Genomic DNA, 20,206 nt, shown 5'->3' with positions numbered 1-20,206 from the left:
TGGGAAATTTCCCCCAACAACTTCCCCATTCGAACCTTCCAGACTCATTAACCACACAGCGCCACCAACTCTTAAGGCCACCATGACCACAAGCTCACTAAGCCCCCGCCAGCGCATCCTTTTTAACCAGATCCTGTCCGACTTCCTCGCCCACGGCTTTGCAGATTTCACCATCGATAAGGCCACCCGCGACTATCACTGCTCCAAGTCCACCCTTTACGCCCTCGGCGAGAGCAAGGATGCAATCCTCAGGAGAATTCTGATCAGCTTCTTTAAGGAGGTTTCCCGCAGAACTGCATTAACAATCTCGGATTCTAAGTCTCCCCAGGCATGCATCAAGGACTATTTCGAGGCCATTACAACCACCCTAGAACCCGCCTCACCCGCATTTATGAACGACCTTGCAACAACCCCTATTGGTAGGCAGGTTTTCGAAACAAACACCCAGGCCGCAGCCGAGACCATCAAGACACTCATCGAAAGGGGCATCTCCGAAGGGGAATTTCGGTCGCTCGATTCGCGCCTCGTCGCGGCATTTATCGGCCATAGCCTAGAACACATTCAGCGTGGAGACTACGAGCCAATCGCTAGCGCCCATGTGGCTTACCGAGAACTTGGACGACTCATTCTCGGTGGGATCAGCCATCAGTTTTAGGAACAAAACCGCTAGTCAATGACGTGGGTCACAGTTTTTCTTCAAAAAAGTCGCATTTACTTCAACTTGCAAGTATTCTAGGTGGGACATAGGTCACATCAATCGTGAAACATTGATCCACCCCACACCTTTCGACCTTTTTGGAGGAACCATGACCACTACTCTGACTGTCACCGAACAGTTTGCTAAGGCCCGCGATTTCCTCGTTAGCCATCAGACCGACTACGAGGCCGCCCGAGCTGGATTCGAGTGGCCACGTTTCGAAAAGTTCAATTTCGCGCTCGATTGGTTCGACAAGCTGGCCGCTGATCCCACCTCTGCCGATCGCGAGGCTCTGGTGATCTGCGAGGTGGATGGGCCCAGCACCCGCCGTACCTTCGCAGAGTTGTCGGCACGTTCGAGCCAACTGGCCAACTGGCTCATCGAGCAAGGTGTCCAACGCGGCGATCGAGTCATGCTCATGCTCAACAACCAGGTGGAACTGTGGGAGTGTATGCTCGCCTGCATCAAGGCCGGCTTCGTCCTCAACCCTGCCACCGCGATGCTCGGCACGGCGGATCTCCAGGATCGCACCGAGCGCGCTGACATCTCTTGGGTGGTTGCCAACGCCGAAGACGCCGAGAAATTCAACAACGTCACCGGGGAATTCACCATGATCCAGGTGGGCGAAGAGGCGGATGCACAAGACTCTCACCCGACCCTGCGTTATTCCGACTCCTATTCCGCGCCCGTTGAGTTCACCCCCACCCAGGACACTCTGGCGGACGAGACCTTGCTGCTGTATTTCACCTCTGGCACCACCTCTAAAGCCAAGCTTGTGGAGCACACCCACACGTCGTATCCGGTAGGTCATTTGACCACGATGTACTGGATTGGGTTGCAGCCAGGAGATGTTCACCTCAATGTCGCAGCCCCAGGTTGGGCAAAGCACGCGTGGTCTAACTTCTTTGCTCCTTGGATCGCCGGGGCTACGGTGTTTCTCTACAACTATGCGCGCTTTGATGCAGCAGCGCTCATGGACAAGATGGATGAGGAAGGCGTCACCAGCTTTTGCGCCCCGCCAACTGTGTGGCGCATGCTTGTGCAGGCCGACTTGGGACGTATGAAAAACCCTCCCAAGAAACTGGTCGCGGCTGGTGAGCCATTGAACCCAGAGCTTATCTCCACGATTGAAAACGCTTGGCATACCTCCGTCCGCGATGGCTTCGGCCAGACCGAGTCCACCTTGCAGGTAGCAAACACCCCGGGACAGAAGGTAAAGCCCGGTTCGATGGGACGCCCACTGCCAGGTATGGATGTGGTACTGATCGACCCAGTCACCAATGAAATCGGTGACAGTGGTGAGATTTGCCTACGGATCGATCCACGCCCAGTGGGGCTTACCCCAGGCTATTACGGTGACCCAGATAAGAATGCAAACGTGTTCCGGGATGGCTTTTACCACACCGGTGACACCGCTGAGCGGGATGAGGACGGCTACATTTTCTACGTTGGCCGTGCCGATGACGTGTTCAAGGCCTCCGATTATCGTTTATCCCCCTTCGAGTTGGAATCGGTTGTCATCGAACACCCGGCCGTAGCCGACGTCGCCGTGGTTCCCTCCCCAGATCCCATTCGCTTGGCGGTTCCCAAGGCCTACATCATGCTTGCACCAGGCTTCGAGCCCACTGCCGACGTAGCCGAGTCCATCCTCAAACACTGTCGTGACGGGCTGGCTCCGTACAAGCGCATTCGCCGACTGGAGTTTTTCGAATTGCCGAAGACGATCTCTGGCAAGATTCGTCGCGTGGACCTGAGAAAGCGCGAAAAGGAGATTCACGCAGACGACGATGGAGCAACCTCGGTGAGCTCGGAGTTCACCGATTCCGATTTCCCATCCCTGAAGGGCTAATGTGAGGCATAAAGACAAATCAACTTATCGGATTCTTGAAAGTTTTCCGGATGCCCTAATATAGGCTCGTATCTCTCCAAGGCCCACCCAAAGCGTCGAATAAGGTGGGTCTTTGGGTTTTCCACCGGCCGATCCCCGAAACAGAAAGCTACACCACATGCCCGCCGCACGCCCACAGATAGACTCGATCGCTCTCGCGCGACGCAATTGGGAGGCTCATGGTTGGAACGAGGCGGCGCCAGGTATGGAAGCGCTCACGGCTGTAATGCGAAGCGCACAGCTCATGCGTCAACGAGCAGATGAGGTTCTCAAGCCTTTCGCTATTAGCTTCCCTCGTTATGAGCTTCTAGCGATGCTGATGTTCTCGCGAACGGGCGCATTGCCTATGACTAAAGCCAGCGTTCGACTTCATCTTCCCGCAGCATCCGTCACCCACCAGGTCTCCCAGTTAGAAAAAGCTGGCCTCGTCAGGCGCCAACCAGATCCCAATGACGGGCGCGGCACCTTGGTATCAATCACCGATCAAGGAATCGCATTGGTAGGTGCGGCAACACCCGTGCTCAATCGCTACTTTTGTCAACTCGGTTTGGAACCTGGAGAGCTGTCGCAGCTTGTCTCATTACTCAACAAAGTACGACAAAGCCACGGTGACGTCGTCGAGGAAGCCAAGAAGCAATAACCCTAGGAGCATCCCTCCCGGCTCCTTCGGCACTTGGCTGCAGAAGGACGACCAATGGACACACCCAACCTGCATGGTGGCACAAGCAGGAAGGGTGGGTTACTTTTCGAATGTGGCTTCACACGGATTCATTGATCATCCCGCGACTGCTGTGGAGGTCTCCGAATTTTCTTCTAGGAGGCAGTTACCACGGTTTCGTCGGCAAGCTTATTGTGCTTTCCGGCAAAGACCACCGCGATACCCGTGACCACTGCGGCAAAAGCAAGGTAGAAGGCTGGGGACAGCAGCGACCCCGTGGAACCGATCAGCCAGGTGACCACCATCGGCGCGGTGCCTCCGAAAATCGCGTTGGCAAAATTGAAAGTCAAGGCAAAGCCCGTAAGGCGGGTACGCGTAGGGAATTGCTCCGACAAGAATGCTGGCAGCACACCGTTGTTGAGAGCCAACAAGGCACCGAGGAAGATCTGGACTGCGACCACGATGAGGAACACTTCGGTTTCCAGCAGCACGAAAGCGGGAACGGCACCGAGAAGCATCGAGCCTGTGGCAACCAGCATCGCCCTACGCCTTCCGATTCGGTCGGAGAGATAGCCGGTCACCAGGGTCAATGCCGCATAACAGGCCGAGGCTATGGATGAAGAAATAAACGCCATGGTCGCCGACATGCCAAGTTCCTTGGACAGATACGTTGGCAGGTAGGTCAGGATCACGTAGAAGCCGATGGCACCGAGCACGGAACCGGCAAATCCGATGAGCAACGCTCGCGGATAGTGCAGCACTTCTCGAACCGGGCCACGAGGAGCTTGAGCATCAGGAAGTTCGCTGGTGGCCTCAGTAAAGCGCTCCGACTCATTGGTATGAGGCGAACAATAAGGCCATAAATGCCCAAGGGGGCTGCAAGGAGAAATGGAATACGCCAACCCCACGACTGCAGGGCGCCGCCATCGAGGAATCCAGTCAGGAAAGTAGCGATCAACGACCCCAAGAGTAGGCCAGTTGCAGTCGCAGCCGGCACGATCGCGGAATACAGGCCCCGCTTGCCTTCGGGTGCGACTTCCGCAAGGTGAGTGGAGGCACCCGCGTATTCACCGGCGGCAGAAAAGGCTTGCACAAACCGGCAAACCAATAACAATAGCGGTGCCGCGGCACCGATCGAGGCATATCCGGGCAAGACGCCGATAACAAAGGTGGCACCGCTCATGAGCAGGATGGATGCCGAAAGCGTGTGGATGCGCCCCAACCTATCCCCAATGTGTCCCCAAATCACAGCGCCGACTGGTCGCACGAGGAAAGACAGTGCAAACAGGCCGAAGGTGTAAATCAAGGCGGTTCGCCCTTCGAGTTCTGGGAAGAACACCAACGCCACGATTGCTGACATGTAGAGGTAAGAAGCATAATCGAACCACTCGATGAAGGTACCGATGAAGGCCGCCTTCACCGCTGCCCGCAGGTCTTCGGGCTTGTGGGTGCTCGCACCCGGCGCAATAAGTGGTGGTGCTGATTGCAGGTGGCCAGGCACCCGCTGAATGATCGCCATGATGGTCTACCCCCTCCAAGAAAGTGAGCTCTCAGGCTTATGTGATGGATGAAGCGGTCATTGCTTCATGCAGGTGAGACTAACGTGGGGATCATGAACCGTCAATAACTATTGATCGATAGAAATAATATTCTAAGACAACTCCAACTTTTCTTAGGCAAAGGTGGTTCTACTGCCAAGCCCTTTCAAAGCTCGCTGACAACGCCGTTTTTCCACACGGATCCTCCGGTCGGGAACCCCATCCAGTGGCAATCATTGGTTCCCAGGCCTGTGCTAAAAAATATTAGAAATCAAGCATCCTAGACAGGGCGTGGCGAACCACCGCCCGATCGCGACCTTCGAGGATCAGCTTGGCTCCGGAGTGAATTGCCGAATCCAATATGCTCGCATAAACAGTTGCTTCTTGTTTTTCCATCCCGGCATCCGTTAATGACTGAACAAGAGAAGGATTCAAAGCAAGGTGGGCTTGGTGAACCTGCTCAACCTGAAAAATTCCAGGTGTCTGGGCTGCCGCAAGCATCAGCGCATCACCTTGCCACTGCGTGAAAAGCTCCAAGTTTGATTCAATATAGGCATCAAGTCGTGCCCGCGGATCCGAACCGGCAGCATCCATTGCAGCCGCAACTTCTTCCGCCCACTGTTTAAGAAAGCGCGTGAGCAGCTGCGCCACCAAGTCCTGCTTGGAGGAAATGTACTGATACACGCTACTGCGAGCTAATCCCACCTTCTTGGCCACCTCCCCCACCGCCGGCACTGCACCGCGGGAGGATTCGATCAACGCCAGGGCAGCGTCAAGGACCTGCTGATGCTGAATTTCATGATGTTCGGCAACGGTGCTGGCGCTGATCTTTGGCATGGCTGGGATTTTAGCGCACCGCGCCCAAGCGCCCATCCACCATTTCATACACATGGTCACAATGACCCAAAATGTCATGATCATGGGTAACCATCACCGCACCGACGCCATGATCATGCGCCTGACTAGCCAGCAACTTCACAATCTCTAACGAACGTTGCTGATCGAGCGCCGCCGTGGGCTCGTCGACAAGAAGCAGGTCAGGATCACCAACGAGCGCACGGGCGATACCCACGCGCTGCCTTTCGCCACCGGAAAGAGTGCCAGGGCGATTGCCGGCTTTGTGCGCCATGCCCACCGCCTCCAGGAGCTGCTGTGGAGATTTGCTACCTGTGCGGCCAATAATCTTTGCCGCCAATTCGAGCTGCTCGCGAGCAGTAAGAGCCGGAGGCAAGTTGCCGGACTGGAACACAAATCCGATGTGCTGCCTGCGAAGCGCGGTGAGTTCCTTTTCGCGTTTTCCGGCAAGGGTTTCGCCACCTATGACGACTTCGCCTTCATCCGGCACAGTCAAAGCACCAGCGATGGCCAGCAATGAGGACTTTCCGCTGCCCGAAGGCCCAACGATAGCAATAAACTCACCCCTGCGGACGTGAAGATTTACCCGGTCAAGCGCTTTCACTGTCGACTCACCGTCGCCATAGGACTTGGAAACATCGCGCACAATGGCAGCTGCGACGTCATTATTGCTCATCGGTTCTCCCCCAATGCGGTTAATGGATCTGTGCGGGTGACTTGGAAAACTGCAACCGCTGCGCCGGCCATGCCGAAAAGAAATAGCAGCAGCGTACCAAGTGAAACGGGGCCGGTCTCTATCGCAAATGGCATTGCGGTTTTCTCCAAGCCTGAGGCCATGGCAAGCGCGATCACAACACCAATAAGCAGCGAGGATACCAAGATGATCACGGCTTGCCCGAGGCTATCACGCAACAAAAAGCCCTTCGTGGCTCCCATCGCGCGCATGACCGCAATGTCGCCGCTGCGCTGAATAGTCCAGACAAGGAAGAAGGCTCCGGTCACCAAAGCCGCGATGGCGTAAAGGAACCACTGAATCAACGACATGGTCATGGACTCAGCCAGATATCCCGGCGAGGATTCGAATGCTGTTTGCATTGTGCGCGCATCCATACCCAACTCCTGCGAGACGGCGTCTAGATCAACGTTGCCTCGCGCCACGATGACGCTCGCTTCTTGGTAGGCGTTGTCGCGAACCACCTCGCCCGCGCGGGCGCCGGCATGAATTTCCTGCCATACATCGATGGGCAGGAAGGCCACGTCCACGTGACCAAACGTGCGTTGCCCCTCGGCAAAACCCACGACTTTTAGCTTCGTGCCGAGGCGATCGAGGGTCAGTTCGTCCCCAAGCTCCACGCCTTCATCTTTCAGGGTCGAAGAAACAACGATTTCGTGCTTTGTTGCCGTTGGATTTGCGTTACCTTGAAGCTGCGGAATGGCCTTTCCTTCCGCAGGAACGGGGTCGATGAAGGAACCAGGGACAATTCCAAACAGGCTCAGATCAACCGGGCTGCCGTCGCTGTTTTTCGCATTCACGATGGATAGTCCCAGCGGCGCTGCGTCCTCGATACCATCCAATTCCCGCCACCGCTGAACCAAGCTTTGGTCAACGACGGAGCGAGTAAACGCCGAATCAGACTTCGTGCCCTCTTCAAACGCGACGATGTCCGCGTCCATCTTCTTAAGGGAGGAAACACCGTCGTTGACCAATCCTGCAGACAATCCGGAGATGATCACGATAAGGATGGACATAAGCGCCAACACCCCTCCGACCATAAGGAATCTCGTCCGCGCAAACCATATCTCACGCCACGCTAAGTACATGAGACATAGGTTACCGACACACCGTCGGCACCCTCAACGCTTGACCCCGAAAAGGTGAAAGCGCCGCGAACCCACCGTGGCGCCTCAGTAAAGGGCGCCACGGCGGGATTGCACGGCGCGCATTCGTACGTTGCCTGGCCAAGGTGCGTCGGCGGCCAGGGATCATGGGGCTGTGCCAGCCTCGCAATCCGCTTGCGAGCAAAAGCTTGCCGCAGCACCTGTGGCGAAACCCGAACGTGGTTTAGTCGTGGGTAAAGTTCGGCTCCCTCTTTTCTACGAAGGCCGCCATACCTTCAGCCTGGTCATGGGAAGAAAATGCCGAGTGGAAAAGGCGGCGCTCGAAAACAATTCCCTGGGCGAGAGTAGTTTCATAAGCCGCGTTGACGGCCTCCTTGGCCATCTGGGATGCCACCAGCGACTTCGATGCGATCAGCGAAGCCGTCTTCTTTGCCTCATCCAGCAGCTGTTCGACCGGCACAACGCGCGCAACCAAACCGGATCGTTCGGCTTCGGCGGCATCCATCATGCGCCCGGTCAAGCACATTTCCATCGCCTTCGCCTTCCCAATCGCCCTAGTCAGCCGCTGCGATCCTCCCATTCCTGGGATCACGCCGAGATTGATTTCCGGCTGACCAAACTTGGCCTTTTCACCAGCGATGATAAAGTCACACATCATCGCCAGCTCGCAGCCACCGCCGAGCGCGTAGCCATTGACCGCCGCGATGACAGGGGTCCGCAGCCGGGTGAATTCCTCCCAACCTGCAAACCAGTTGCTCATGAACATCTCAGTGCCGGACTTCTCGGCCATTTCCTTGATGTCGGCACCTGCTGCAAAAGCCTTTTCGGAGCCAGTAACGATAATGCACCCAATGCCTGGATCGGCATCGAGTTCACGGCCAGCAGCAACCACTTCGCGCATGGTGGCGTCGTTCAGCGCGTTGAGCGCTTTCGGACGATTAAGCGTGATGGTGGCAACACGGCCTTCGGTTGCTACGAGGATGTTCTCGTACGTCATGGTCACTCCTTAGATTTGAAATTCGGCGCTGGGTTTTGTACCCAACAAAGATGTAGCTTGTTTTTACTTGGGTAAGTTTTTACCCTGTTTTCTTGCCCAGGTTCTGGGATGTCCCACGGCCTTGTGACACATCCCTGCAGCTCCCGTCGTTTTCAGGTGCGAATAGTCAGCGGCTCAATGTCGTCCGCTCGTAGCGCGCCCAGCAGCTCATCGACTAATTGCTTATCGACGTTAGCCAAGGTGGGAGGCGTCCACGAAGGATTGCGGTCTTTGTCAATGATTTGAGCCCGAACCCCCTCAACAAAATCGGGGTAGCCGTGCATGTTGTTGGAGACGATGTATTCCTCTTCCAGCGCCTGTTTCAAGCTCAAATCCTTCGCATTCCGGATGTACTCGAACGTCACTTTCACAGCAACAGGCGAGTTGCGCCGGATCCGCTTGGCTGCATCGGCCGCGAAGGCAGCAGTGGAATTGTCGAGGTTGCGCAAAATCCCCTCAACAGTGGGCGCCGCGTAGGCCTGTTCAATTTCTGCAATTTCACCACCGAAGGCCTCCCCGGCCGGCTCGCCGAAACGATCCCAGGCCGCGATCCCCTCCTCCGACAAGGCCTCCACCAAGCGCTCTAGATGCGATTCCGGCACATAGATATCAGCAAGCCCCGCGGCAATGGCCTCGGCGGCGCCGACGTGTATGCCCGTTAGACCAAGATGAAGTCCGAGATTATGCGCCGCATGAGACAACAGATAAGAACCACCCACATCAGGGTTGAAACCGATTCCCGTGTCCGGCATGCCAACCCTCGTGGAGTCAGTGACCACGCGATGTGAACCGTGCGCCGAGAGCCCGATACCCCCTCCGAGCACGATACCATGCATGATGGCCACGTACGGCTTGGGGTAGGTGGCAATGTCGTGATTGAGCTGATATTCATCACGCCAGAATGCCGCGCCTGCCCGGCCACCGCTTTTCGCATCGTGATAAAGCTCAGCGATATCACCTCCGGCACACAGCGCACGCTCACCTGCGCCTTTCAAGACGACAAGTTCCACGGCTTCATCATCGCGAAAATCCTCCAATGCCTCTTTCACCGCTAGACACATGGAGTAATTCAACGCATTCAGCGCCTTGGGCCGGTTCAACGTGATGATGCCAGCCTTGCCGATGCGCTCAACCACAACGTCACGGTCTTGAATAGTTTCATTTGTTGGAGACGTGCTCTGCTGGGTCATTATTTCCATTCCTTTGCGTTATCCCGCGCGTTTTCGCGTCGTGTTCTCTTTTGCACGTGGTTTTAGTCTCGGTCCGCCTCAAGCAATAAGGCCTCTCCCTGGCCACCACCACCGCACAAGGCGATTCCCGCTCGAGTGGCCTCACCTCGGCTTAGACGCAGGGCCGCATGGGCCGCCAGCCGCGCGCCCGAAGCGCCGATGGGATGCCCGAGTGCTACGGCACCCCCGTTGGGATTCACAATTTCTTCAGCGAGCCCAAGGACACGCGCGGAATGCACCGCCACCGCGGCAAAAGCCTCATTGATCTCCACATGGTCGAGCTCACTTGCACTCCACCCCTGACGATCCAAAGCAACCTTGAGTGCCTGTGCGGGCTTTTCCTGGAGTGATTGATTCGGCCCAGCAATCTGACCAGGTGCGCGCACGACCGCGAGGATGGGTAATCCACGTTCCTCCGCCAAGGCACGATTGGTTAATACCAACGCCGCCGCACCATCGGAAATCTGGGAGGAATTGCCGGCCGTGATGGTGCCGTCCTTGGCAAAAGCCGGACGCAGCGCGGAGAGGGACTCGACGGTGACATCAGGGCGCACTCCTTCATCGGTATCTACCACCACTTCCCCCTTGCGAGTGGTAATGGTCACCGGCACTATCTCCGAATCAAATACTCCACCTTTGGTAGCACCCGCAGCCCGTTGATGCGAAGCCACAGAAAGGCGATCTTGCTCTTCTCGGCTCACCGGATAGTCTTGCGCAAAATTCTCAGTGAGCGTCCCCATGGAAATCCCATCGTAGGCGCAGCTTAAGCCATCCAGTTCCATGTGGTCTGCAAGAGTGGAGCTTCCGAATTTTACTCCCGCGCGAATTCCGGCCACATGCGGTGCGTTCGACATCGATTCCATCCCACCCGCGATTACGATGGAGGCCTCCCCTGTACGCAGAAGCCGTGCCGCGTCGATAACAGCAGTCAGCCCCGAGAGGCAAACTTTGTTCACGGTCAGCGTATGCGCTTCTTGTCGAATACCCGCGGCCAACGCTGCCTGCTTGGTGGGATTTTGCCCCACCCCGGCCTGTAGCACCTGGCCGAAGATCACCGCATCAATGTCATCGCTCGATACACCTGCCCGCTCGCACGCCGCCTTGATGGCATACCCGCCAAGCTGCGGTGCACTCAGGCTAGAAAGCGAGCCTAACAACCTACCAAAGGCGGTACGCGCCACCCCAACGATCACTACGTCTTCGGCTGATTTCATCTTATCCTCCAGAAAAACAAACATGTACGATTTAGCGCCCTATCGTACCGTCTCATTGTGACTCGCGCCACCCTACTGGAGATTTCTCAACAAATTTCACGCGGATACAATTCATCCCCAGCCCTTCAACAGTGCCCACGCAAGCTAACCTATGTTTCAAGGACAATTACCCAAGGAGAACTTATTTTGACTTCTGCCACTCATGCCCCCAGCGAAGCCCTTAACCAGGCCCCAACTACCGCAGTTTCCACCCCCGCCATCGATACGCTGTTGGCACACCGCACCATCCGTCGATACCAAGAAAAGCCACTACCAAATGAGGTCCTCACCACGCTTTTCGATGTCGCCTGCCACGGCGCGACCTCTACCTTTATGCAGCAGTTCACCATTATTCACGTCACTGATGCAAACGTACGCGAGCAGGTCTTCCTCAGCTCAGGCCAGCCTTATGTCGGCGGGACAAAGGGCGATCTTTTTGTGTTTGTCGTCGACCTGCATCGCAACGCAGAAATCCGTCGCCGCGCGGGAGCCGACCTTGAACCCATGGGGCGCATGGGGGTATTCCTCCAGGGCTATCAAGACACGATGATCGCCGCACAGAACATGGTGACTGCGGCGGAATCCTTAGGCTTGGGCACCACATACCTGGGCTCAATTTCCAACGATATTGAAAGAGTCATCGCCGCCCTCCAGCTTCCGAAGTACACCTTCCCCGCGGTCGGCCTGCTTGTCGGGTACCCCGATCAACATCCGCAATACAAGCCACGCCTGCCCCGGGAGTTGACCATTGGCACCAACCGGTACCCCGATCTCGAGTCCGAGGAGAGCCTAAAGGCTCTGGCCGCCTATGACGAAACCGTCCAAGAGTATTACGATCTGCGCGATGCCAATAATCGCGTGGATTCTTTCAGCAATCAGGTGGCTCACAACATGGGCAAGGGCAAGGCTCTAGAGCAGGACTACCTCACCATCTTGCACAACCAAGGTCTATGCACCCAGCAATAGGGCACTGTCAGCGCTGAGTGCGCTTTCCGACGCCGCATAGGTTTCAGACTTGCCGGTGGCCTTGACGTTTCCACGCAGCAGTCACGCAGGCGTAGGAAAGCATGCATCCCGGCTAAAGGTGCGCCAAGCCCAAGACGATCAAGATGACGGAAACGACATATCCGGCACCATTGTTGACGGCATCTCCATGATTGCGCATCCACTCAAAACCACGCCCGGCAGGGCTTTCCGGGAATGCCCGAACAAATCCGACCCCAAGCGCCGTCAGCACTGGCAGACTCAGAGCAAGGCACGCATAAAAGAACATTCCGATGTATTGCACCCACACGGAAAAGTCACCGACGCTAAGCACGGCGATACCACCAAAAAACGGTGCTGAAGTCGCGGATTGGATCACACCGAGCAATAGACCTGCCACAAAAGTCTTTCCAGAAGGCTTTCGCACCGGCGGCAAGAGCTTTTCCAGCATCGCCGTATTGTCGCCGCCGCGCCAGGTCATCACCGCACCCAGGATGCCGAAGGCAATGAGAATGATCCCGAAAATCGGCGAATCGATGACCGCCCGGACCGTATCCTCGATGCCATTGAACAGATACATCGTGGCCAAGGCCAGCAGGAACACTCCTACCCAGTCGCCGCCGACCAGCAGCCCCATGATCTTCCAATACTTGCCGCCACGTGGCAAAAGCACGCCAACAGCGACAATGAGACCGATGAGCAAAACGTTGACGGAATCCATCAACGCAAAACTAACGGCATGCCACATGTCTAACGCACCTTTCCACCAACGACGCTCGCCCGAAAAGTCTACCTTTTGTCAATCAAATTGGAAGAAACCCAGGCAATACGAAATTATGTCTTGAGCGGAGGTGGGCATCGGGCGTCGGCAAGCAGGCACTGCACCGAGTTGCGGTCGAATTTGCAAGAACTAGGATGCGTCCGTCGTGGGCATGCTGCTGCGCCTCAATCCCCGTGGGTACCCTCACCGTGTTTTTCACCCCCGAAACGGACCATATTAGTAACAGGAATGTTTTAGGATTACGGCAGTGCCCGAAGCGGCGCGTGTCTTTTACGCTTACCCAAAAGGATCTAAGAAGAACGTCATGGCCAACGACTGGAACGAAAAGCTCGAATCCGCACAGCAGATGCTCCCGATCATCGGCAAGCTTCACCGCGAAAACAATGTGGTGGTCTCCGTGTTCGGCCGCCTTCTGATCGACGTCACCGACATCGACATCGTCAAGGCTCACCGCTACTCGCGCTTGGCAAATGACCGCGAGCTTACCCCGGCCGACACCCTGCCGATTCTCGAACTGCTGCCAGCCTTGAACCTCGGCTCGGCTTCCATCGACCTCGGCCGGCTGGCTGCCTCCTATTCCGAAAAGGGCGGGGACCTCGCTGAATTCCTTAACTCGGAACTGGCTGAGGTCATCGGCGCGGCCACCGAGCGTCCCACCAAGGACGTGGTGCTCTACGGCTTTGGCCGCATCGGTCGCCTGCTGGCACGCATCCTCATCTCCCGCGAGGCCGCCTATGGCGGTCCTCGCCTGCGCGCCATCGTTGTGCGCAAGAAGTCCGCTGATGACATCCACAAGCGCGCCTCTCTGCTGCGCCGCGACTCGGTACACGGCGCATTCCGTGGCACCATCACCGTTGATGAGGAAAATGAAGTCATCTGGGCAAACGGCACCAAGATCCAAATGATCTACGCGAACGATCCGACCAGCATCGACTACACCTCCTACGGTATCGACAACGCCATTGTCGTGGACAATACCGGCGTGTGGCGCGACCGTGCTGGACTGTCCCAGCACCTTGAGGCCAAGGGTGTTGACCGCGTCGTGCTTACCGCACCAGGCAAGGGCGACCTGCTCAATGTCGTTTACGGCATTAACCACGACGCCATCACCGACGAGCACACGATCGTCACCGCCGCCTCGTGTACCACCAACGGCATCACTCCTTCGCTGAAGGTGATCAATGATCACTACGGCATTGTCAACGGCCACGTCGAGACCGTTCACTCTTTTACTAATGACCAAAACCTCATCGACAACTTCCACAAGGGCGCCCGCCGTGGCCGCGCCGCCGGCTTGAACATGGTGCTCACGGAGACCGGTGCCGCAAAGGCAGTTGCCAAGGCCCTGCCTGAGCTCGAAGGCAAGCTCACCGGCAACGCAATCCGCGTTCCAACCCCCGACGTTTCCATGGCTGTGCTCAACTTGACCTTGGAAAAGGAAGTCACCCGCGATGAGGTCAATGACCTCATGGATCGCGTTGCGCTGTACTCCGATCTGCGCCAGCAGATCTCCTACATCGCATCCCCAGAGGTTGTATCCTCCGACTTCGTTGGCTCCACCCACGCCGGAATTGTCGACGGTTTGGCAACCATCGCCAACGGCAACCATTTGGTTCTCTACGTCTGGTACGACAACGAGTTCGGCTACTCCAACCAGGTCATCCGTATCGTCGAGCACCTTGCAAACGCTCGCCCGGTTGTCCTTCCAGCGCGCCCCGCGTCTAAAGACATCTAATACACCGCCCTCCCCGGTGGGGCTGCACTCGTTTCCCGACCCTCACATCATTGATGAGGGGGCTGACGGGAACTACGCACGGCCCTAGCGGAAACCAGAGCGAACTGGGTGTAACTGCATTCAGCGCCGGAGTTTTCTCCGGCGCTTTGTCTGTTCTTCCGTTCTTAAGGCGTGCAACTCGGGTTCGCTGATGGTCCTTGCTACGGTTCGTCCTTAAATTGCCTTCTGTCGCCTCTACTTTCTTCTAATGAGGGAGCGTGGCGCTGAATCCATCACCAGGCTTCGTATTGAGCCACTTCTTTCAAACAAAAAGTCAGGGTGATTGACCAGCGTCCGCACGATAAATTCGGACTGCGGATGGAAACCACACAAGGTGACCCGGTTTTTCACACGCATGTGGCGTGGAAAACCGGGTCACCTTGTGTACTTAAAGCGAGTGATGGTTTTCGGAGCTAATCGATGGCGCCCTCCTCAATCGGGTCTTCGGTGACGACGATGCCATCAGCATCAGCGTAAAGGAAATGGCCAGGCACGAACTCAACCCCACCGAACTCGACTACTACGGAGAGCTCACCTTCGGCATCCTTTGCGGATTTGCGAGGGTTCGTCCCCAGAGCTTTCGCCCCGAATGGCAGCTCCGACACAACGGCACTATCGCGAATCGCCCCGTTGATCACCACGCCAGCCCAGCCATGTGCCACGCCAGCCTTGGCGATAAGATCGCCCATCAAAGCAGTATGAACCGATCCATAGCCGTCAACCACCAAAACGCGACCGTCGCCGGGGGAATTGAGCAGCTTTTTGACCAAGCCATTGTCTTGAAAACAGCGAATCGTCTCGATGCGTCCACAAAATGCTGTGACTCCACCATAATTAGTGAATTGGGTATCGCAGGAACGCACATCTTCGCCGATGATGTCCACAAGATCAGCGGTTGCCAACGGTGTGATAGCCATGCCCTTTTCCTTTTCTACTCACCTAGTGTTTCATCGGGTAATGCTAAATCGTGTTCATGCCCATTCGCACTCGTTCTTTAGTTGGAACTAAAGACATAGCAACGCAATGAGGCTCACCGACTGGACAGGAAGTACAAACATGAAGCTAGTGTCCACGACCTCTGTAGATCCTCCCGTCCTGCACCCACACCAGCAACCCATGGAGAGCGTTTTCCCACTAAGCCCAAAACCCCAGCGGTTCGAGCCCCTTTTAGCGGTTGAAGCATCCTCTGGACAAATTTTGCGCCATGAGACTGGACGCCATCTATTTCCCTTTTGGAGAAACGTGCCCAATTGGAGCGCCACTTGAGCGAAAGCAACACCACAAATCGCAATGAGAACATCGTCCACCGACCGATTGTGGGCAAGGCTCGCAGGTAATATTTGCCTTGTCGCCGTTCGGTGATACGAGAGGTTCGATCGCCGCAACGAATTCTGCGAAAGATGGGCACAGATGGCCTAACGCATTGCGAGGTACCGCAAATGTCGAGTGGATCCCATACTTACCGCCGAAGGCGTGGAGAAAACATGGGTGCTGATGCGGGCGCAGCACGAGAGGCATGAAGCCAATGGTGGTGTGACCCGGTGTAGCCTAGCCACACCACCATCTTTGTGAGGGGAAGGGCCGGGGGTGATGTCCCAATGCTCCGTTCCTAGTGGAACTGGCCTTCCTCGGTGGATCCCTTCAGAGCGGTAGTCGAAGAGTTCGGGTCAACCGTGGTGGCGATCTTGTCGAAGTAGCCGGCGCCAACCTCGCGCTGGTGCTTGACTGCGGTGAAGCCGCGCTCCTCTGCAGCCTTGAACTCGCGGTTCTGCAGGTCGACGAAAGCCGTCATGCCTTCGCGTGCGTAGCCGTGAGCGAGGTCGAACATGCCGTAGTTGAGGGCGTGGAAGCCTGCCAGAGTGATGAATTGGAAGGAGAAGCCCATTGCTCCAAGTTCACGCTGGAACTTCGCGATCTCGTCAGCATCGAGGTGTGCGGACCAGTTGAAGGAAGGCGAGCAGTTGTATGCGAGGAGCTGGTCTGGGAATTCCGCCTTCACGCCCTCAGCGAACTTCTTTGCCAGCTCCAGATCCGGAGTTCCGGTCTCCATCCAAATCATGTCTGCATAGGGGGCGTAAGACTTCGCGCGGGCGATGCACGGCTCGAGGCCATTTTGCACCTTGTAGAAACCTTCGGAGGTGCGCTCACCAGTGATGAACGGCTTATCCCGATCATCAACATCGGAGGTGATGAGGGTAGCAGCCTCGGCATCGGTGCGGGCGATGATGACGGTTGGAGTGTTAGCAACGTCGGCAGCAAGACGAGCGGAGGTCAGGGTGCGGATGTGCTGCTGGGTCGGAATGAGAACCTTGCCACCCAGATGACCGCACTTCTTCTCGGATGCAAGCTGATCCTCCCAGTGAGTACCAGCAGCACCGGCAGCAATCATTGCCTTTTGCAGCTCATAAACATTGAGGGCGCCACCGAAGCCAGCCTCTCCATCGGCAACGATTGGCAACAGCCAGTCCTCGACAGAGTTGTCCCCCTCAACGCGGGCGATCTCGTCGGCTCGCAGCAAGGCGTTATTGATTCGACGGACAACGCTTGGAACCGAGTTGGCCGGGTACAGCGACTGATCTGGGTAGGTGTGGCCGGAGAGGTTGGCATCACCTGCAACCTGCCAGCCCGAGAGGTAAACGGCCTGAAGTCCAGCACGGGCCTGCTGCACTGCCTGGTTTCCGGTCAGCGCGCCAAGCGAGTTGATGTAGGAGCCATCTCGCTTGGAGACCTTCTCCCACAAAACCTCAGCGCCACGGCGTGCAAGGGTGTGCTCCTCGATGACCTTGCCCTGAAGCTCAGCGACCTGCTCGGCGGTATAGTCGCGCTGGATCCCCTCCCAACGAGGGTTCTCATCCCAATCCTTCTGGATCTCCGCAGCGGTACGTGCCTGTCCGGTGGTGGTCATGTCGTGCTCTCTTTCATGGTTAGTCGCCCAAAGATGGTGGCGAGAAAGGTTCTAACGATTGGTGTAGGATCCACCGCCTCGTTGCAACTCGTGCAACCAATTCGGTGGCGTGAGTCACAGATTGCCTTGGTTTGAGTCCCGCGTCAATGAATTCGAAAAGTAAATTCCGTGTGGGGGTAAAGGGGTAATTTGCAAATTTTGCAAAGCGACATGTTTCGCCCCCAAAATTTTTGCTTTGCCCCAAACCACCCCCGCCTGCGCAAACGTTGTCAACTTAAATACGCAGGCGAATCAGAAAAGTTAAAAAAGCGGGCACTCTCCCCCGAGTGAGGCAACCGCCACAGCGGGGGTAGTCTGAAGTAAAAATTGTGAAAGGGTTTTCCTTGTGATGCCAGTCACTTAGAGTGATATGCATCGCACAAAAGCGACACACTGACCGGGCCTTGCGTCTCTCCCACCAAGAACCGGACTGAAAGAATTTCAAACGGCTGCATCGCCCCGAGGGCAGAATGCACTTCCATTGATCACACTCGAGCACTAGGAGCATCCCGATGATCCAGACCCTTAATCAGGACACCACCCCGCGGGTGTCGGTAGCCGGCCTTGAGGTCGCGCAGGTTCTCTACGACTTCGTCAACTCTGAGGTATTGCCAGCCACCGGAGTCTCAGTCGAAGATTTCTGGGCTGGATTCGCGAGCATTGTCAGGGATTTCACTCCGCGCAATGAGCAGCTGCTTGCCCGGCGCGAGCAGCTTCAGACCCAGCTCGATGACTACTACCGTGCAAACCCCGGCCAGCCCGATCCAGAAGAACACGAGGCATTCCTGCGAGAGATCGGATACCTCGTAGAAGCACCAGCCAAGGGTGAAATCCGCACCCGCAACATCGACGAAGAAATTGCTACCGTCGCAGGGCCTCAGCTTGTAGTACCCATCCTCAACGCACGTTTCGCGCTTAATGCTGCCAATGCCCGCTGGGGTTCACTCTATGACGCGCTGTACGGTACTAACGCCATCCCGGAAGAACCCGGTGCGGAAAAGGGAGACAAGTACAACCCAGAGCGAGGTCGCCGCGTTATCGCCTGGGGTCGAGATTTCCTCGACAAGGCCGTTCCTTTGGAGGGCGCATCTCACGCTGACGTTGACCGCTATACAGTTTTCTGCGGCAAGCTCACCGCGATGGTCGGAGAAGAGAAGTTCCACCTGCGCGACCAACGCTCTTACCGCGGTTTCATCGGCGAAGTCCACGATCCTTCCGCCATCTTGCTGCGCAATAACGGCCTGCATATTGAGTTGCAGATCGACCCGTCCACGCCCATTGGACGCGAGGATAAGGCCGGCATCAAGGACATCATCCTTGAAGCCGCGGTGTCGACAATCATGGACTTCGAGGATTCTGTTGCAGCGGTCGACGCCACCGACAAGGTCTTGGGCTACCGTAACTGGCTCGGACTCAACAACGGCAGCCTGAAGGAAGAAGTCACCAAGAACGGCAAGACCTTCACCCGTGCTCTCAACGAAGACCGCGAGTACATCGGCCGCAACGGCACCCACGTGCGCCTGCATGGTCGCTCTCTCCTTCTCGTCCGCAATGTCGGCCACCTTATGCGTAATCCCGCTATCCTCGTCGACGGTGAAGAGGTGTTCGAGGGCATTATGGACGCCATCATCACCTCCGCTTGTGCAATCCCTGGCCTCGATCAGCACAACGCCCTGCGTAATTCCCGAACCGGCTCGATCTACATCGTCAAGCCAAAGCAACATGGACCTGAGGAAGTGGAGTTCACGAACGAGCTGTTCGGACGCGTTGAGGACCTGCTTGGCCTTGAGCGCTTTGCCATCAAGGTTGGCGTCATGGATGAAGAGCGTCGTACCTCCGCTAACCTCGATGCGTGCATCATGGCCGTGGCCGACCGTTTGGCGTTCATCAACACGGGGTTCTTGGACCGTACCGGTGATGAAATCCACACCTCGATGCAGGCCGGGGCGATGGTCCGCAAGGCCGATATGCAAAAAGAACTGTGGAAGCAGTCATACGAGGACAACAACGTCGACACCGGCATTGAGCGCGGACTTCCAGGCAAGGCACAGATCGGTAAGGGTATGTGGGCCATGACTGAGTTGATGGCCGAAATGCTCGAGGCGAAGATCGGTCAGCCCCGTGAGGGTGCGAACACCGCATGGGTTCCCTCCCCAACGGGCGCGGTGCTGCATGCTACCCACTACCACCAGGTTGATGTTCACGAGGTTCAGGAAAAGCTCAAGACTGCAGGCCGTCGCGACACCTTCCTAGGACTGTTGACTGTACCTGTTGCGGCCACTACCGATTGGTCCGACGCAGAAAAGCAGGAAGAGCTCGACAACAACTGTCAGTCCATTCTCGGCTACGTTGTCCGTTGGGTCGAACAAGGTATCGGTTGCTCCAAGGTTCCCGACATTCACGATGTGGATTTGATGGAGGACCGCGCTACCCTGCGCATTTCTTCTCAGATTCTGGCAAACTGGCTCACGCACGGCGTTGTTTCAGAGGAACAAATTATTGAGTCCCTCGAGCGCATGGCGAAGGTTGTGGATCGCCAGAACGAGGGTGATCCGGCTTACCGCTCCATGTCTGCCGACTACGATTACTCCATCGCCTTCCAAACGGCAAAGGATCTGATTCTCAAGGGCACACAGTCACCGTCCGGTTACACCGAACCGTTATTGCACGCTCGACGCCGCGAGTTCAAGCAGCGCGAGGGAATCGCCTAAAGGCACCCCCTCATACCAA

At 56.6% G+C, this 20,206-nt stretch carries 17 protein-coding genes; 6 read left to right on the top strand and 11 right to left on the bottom strand.

Translation table 11 applies throughout. From position 1 onward, the window contains the following. The first annotated feature begins 82 nt into the window (after positions 1-82). The 3 genes from PAB09_RS04710 (at position 83) to PAB09_RS04700 (ending at position 3,225) form a co-directional block, all read left to right on the top strand. On the top strand, positions 83-655 hold the full coding sequence (locus PAB09_RS04710; protein WP_271034884.1) for a TetR/AcrR family transcriptional regulator: 573 nt from the start codon (positions 83-85) through the stop codon (positions 653-655). 151 nt (positions 656-806) lie between these two features. After that, positions 807-2,546 carry an AMP-binding protein gene (locus PAB09_RS04705; protein WP_271034883.1) on the top strand — a complete coding sequence of 580 codons (1,740 nt, stop codon included), beginning with the start codon at positions 807-809 and terminating at the stop codon, positions 2,544-2,546. Positions 2,547-2,703: 157 nt separating this feature from the next. Next, the gene (locus PAB09_RS04700; RefSeq protein WP_271034882.1) at positions 2,704-3,225 is read left to right on the top strand and encodes a MarR family winged helix-turn-helix transcriptional regulator; all 522 of its coding nucleotides are present in this window, start codon (positions 2,704-2,706) and stop codon (positions 3,223-3,225) included. Between the two features lie 173 nt (positions 3,226-3,398). Here PAB09_RS04700 and PAB09_RS04695 read toward each other — a convergent pair whose 3' ends face one another. From PAB09_RS04695 to PAB09_RS04660, 8 genes are all read right to left on the bottom strand, one after another. Further along, on the bottom strand, positions 3,399-4,004 hold the full coding sequence (locus PAB09_RS04695; protein ID WP_333780182.1) for an MFS transporter: 606 nt from the start codon (positions 4,002-4,004) through the stop codon (positions 3,399-3,401). Then, positions 3,932-4,762: an MFS transporter gene (locus tag PAB09_RS13235; RefSeq protein WP_333780181.1), complete on the bottom strand. Its 831-nt coding sequence runs from the start codon at positions 4,760-4,762 to the stop codon at positions 3,932-3,934. Before PAB09_RS13235 ends, PAB09_RS04695 begins: the two co-directional genes overlap by 73 nt. Before the next feature lie 283 nt (positions 4,763-5,045). Continuing rightward, positions 5,046-5,618: a TetR/AcrR family transcriptional regulator gene (locus tag PAB09_RS04685; protein WP_271034880.1), complete on the bottom strand. Its 573-nt coding sequence runs from the start codon at positions 5,616-5,618 to the stop codon at positions 5,046-5,048. Positions 5,619-5,628: 10 nt separating this feature from the next. Beyond that, a complete protein-coding gene (locus PAB09_RS04680) occupies positions 5,629-6,312 on the bottom strand; it encodes an ABC transporter ATP-binding protein (RefSeq protein ID WP_271034879.1) in 684 nt (227 codons plus the stop codon). Continuing rightward, positions 6,309-7,457: an ABC transporter permease gene (locus PAB09_RS04675; RefSeq protein WP_271034878.1), complete on the bottom strand. Its 1,149-nt coding sequence runs from the start codon at positions 7,455-7,457 to the stop codon at positions 6,309-6,311. The genes PAB09_RS04680 and PAB09_RS04675 overlap by 4 nt, the downstream gene beginning before the upstream one ends. A gap of 241 nt (positions 7,458-7,698) precedes the next feature. Beyond that, positions 7,699-8,472 (bottom strand): enoyl-CoA hydratase, encoded by a 774-nt coding sequence (locus PAB09_RS04670; RefSeq protein WP_271034877.1) that lies wholly within the window; start codon positions 8,470-8,472, stop codon positions 7,699-7,701. A 152-nt stretch (positions 8,473-8,624) separates the two neighbouring features. Continuing rightward, the gene (locus PAB09_RS04665; protein ID WP_271034876.1) at positions 8,625-9,701 is read right to left on the bottom strand and encodes an enoyl-CoA hydratase/isomerase family protein; all 1,077 of its coding nucleotides are present in this window, start codon (positions 9,699-9,701) and stop codon (positions 8,625-8,627) included. A gap of 62 nt (positions 9,702-9,763) precedes the next feature. Then, complete coding sequence (locus tag PAB09_RS04660) at positions 9,764-10,954, bottom strand: acetyl-CoA C-acyltransferase (protein WP_271034875.1); 1,191 nt, start codon at positions 10,952-10,954, stop codon at positions 9,764-9,766. 186 nt (positions 10,955-11,140) lie between these two features. Here PAB09_RS04660 and PAB09_RS04655 point away from each other — a divergent pair, with 186 nt between their 5' ends. Then, positions 11,141-11,959, top strand: a complete 819-nt coding sequence (locus tag PAB09_RS04655; protein WP_271034874.1) for an NADPH-dependent oxidoreductase — start codon at positions 11,141-11,143, stop codon at positions 11,957-11,959. A 112-nt stretch (positions 11,960-12,071) separates the two neighbouring features. On the opposite strand, the gene PAB09_RS04650 is transcribed toward PAB09_RS04655, so the two are convergent. Further along, entirely contained in the window at positions 12,072-12,725 is a 654-nt protein-coding gene (locus tag PAB09_RS04650; protein ID WP_271034873.1) for a hypothetical protein, read from the bottom strand. Between the two features lie 337 nt (positions 12,726-13,062). Here PAB09_RS04650 and PAB09_RS04645 point away from each other — a divergent pair, with 337 nt between their 5' ends. After that, positions 13,063-14,493, top strand: coding sequence for a glyceraldehyde-3-phosphate dehydrogenase (locus PAB09_RS04645; protein WP_271034872.1), 1,431 nt, complete (start codon positions 13,063-13,065; stop codon positions 14,491-14,493). Between the two features lie 452 nt (positions 14,494-14,945). Here the strand turns inward: PAB09_RS04645 and rraA are convergent, their stop codons facing one another. Beyond that, the gene (gene rraA, locus PAB09_RS04640; RefSeq protein ID WP_271034871.1) at positions 14,946-15,449 is read right to left on the bottom strand and encodes a ribonuclease E activity regulator RraA; all 504 of its coding nucleotides are present in this window, start codon (positions 15,447-15,449) and stop codon (positions 14,946-14,948) included. Between the two features lie 692 nt (positions 15,450-16,141). Beyond that, the gene (aceA, locus tag PAB09_RS04635; RefSeq protein WP_271034870.1) at positions 16,142-17,437 is read right to left on the bottom strand and encodes an isocitrate lyase; all 1,296 of its coding nucleotides are present in this window, start codon (positions 17,435-17,437) and stop codon (positions 16,142-16,144) included. A 551-nt stretch (positions 17,438-17,988) separates the two neighbouring features. Between aceA and glcB the strand changes: the two genes are divergently transcribed. Further along, on the top strand, positions 17,989-20,187 hold the full coding sequence (gene glcB / locus PAB09_RS04630) for a malate synthase G (RefSeq protein ID WP_271034869.1): 2,199 nt from the start codon (positions 17,989-17,991) through the stop codon (positions 20,185-20,187). Positions 20,188-20,206 lie beyond the last annotated feature (19 nt).

The sequence above is a fragment of the Corynebacterium sp. SCR221107 genome (assembly GCF_027886475.1).
Lineage (GTDB): Bacteria > Actinomycetota > Actinomycetes > Mycobacteriales > Mycobacteriaceae > Corynebacterium.
The sequence above is the reverse complement of the archived record's forward strand: the minus strand, read 5'-3'. Positions and strand labels throughout refer to the sequence as shown.

Excerpts from the sequence above, each read along its gene's own strand:
- PAB09_RS04645 (WP_271034872.1), top strand. The coding sequence starts at position 13,063 with ATGGCCAACGACTGGAACGAAAAGCTCGAATCCGCACAGCAGATGCTC.
- aceA (WP_271034870.1), bottom strand. The coding sequence starts at position 17,437 with ATGACCACCACCGGACAGGCACGTACCGCTGCGGAGATCCAGAAGGAT.
- PAB09_RS04665 (WP_271034876.1), bottom strand. The coding sequence starts at position 9,701 with ATGACCCAGCAGAGCACGTCTCCAACAAATGAAACTATTCAAGACCGT.
- PAB09_RS04680 (WP_271034879.1), bottom strand. The coding sequence starts at position 6,312 with ATGAGCAATAATGACGTCGCAGCTGCCATTGTGCGCGATGTTTCCAAG.
- PAB09_RS04670 (WP_271034877.1), bottom strand. The coding sequence starts at position 8,472 with ATGACGTACGAGAACATCCTCGTAGCAACCGAAGGCCGTGTTGCCACC.
- PAB09_RS04660 (WP_271034875.1), bottom strand. The coding sequence starts at position 10,954 with ATGAAATCAGCCGAAGACGTAGTGATCGTTGGGGTGGCGCGTACCGCC.
- PAB09_RS04705 (WP_271034883.1), top strand. The coding sequence starts at position 807 with ATGACCACTACTCTGACTGTCACCGAACAGTTTGCTAAGGCCCGCGAT.
- glcB (WP_271034869.1), top strand. The coding sequence starts at position 17,989 with ATGATCCAGACCCTTAATCAGGACACCACCCCGCGGGTGTCGGTAGCC.
- rraA (WP_271034871.1), bottom strand. The coding sequence starts at position 15,449 with ATGGCTATCACACCGTTGGCAACCGCTGATCTTGTGGACATCATCGGC.
- PAB09_RS13235 (WP_333780181.1), bottom strand. The coding sequence starts at position 4,762 with ATGGCGATCATTCAGCGGGTGCCTGGCCACCTGCAATCAGCACCACCA.
- PAB09_RS04685 (WP_271034880.1), bottom strand. The coding sequence starts at position 5,618 with ATGCCAAAGATCAGCGCCAGCACCGTTGCCGAACATCATGAAATTCAG.
- PAB09_RS04700 (WP_271034882.1), top strand. The coding sequence starts at position 2,704 with ATGCCCGCCGCACGCCCACAGATAGACTCGATCGCTCTCGCGCGACGC.
- PAB09_RS04710 (WP_271034884.1), top strand. The coding sequence starts at position 83 with ATGACCACAAGCTCACTAAGCCCCCGCCAGCGCATCCTTTTTAACCAG.
- PAB09_RS04650 (WP_271034873.1), bottom strand. The coding sequence starts at position 12,725 with ATGTGGCATGCCGTTAGTTTTGCGTTGATGGATTCCGTCAACGTTTTG.
- PAB09_RS04675 (WP_271034878.1), bottom strand. The coding sequence starts at position 7,457 with ATGTACTTAGCGTGGCGTGAGATATGGTTTGCGCGGACGAGATTCCTT.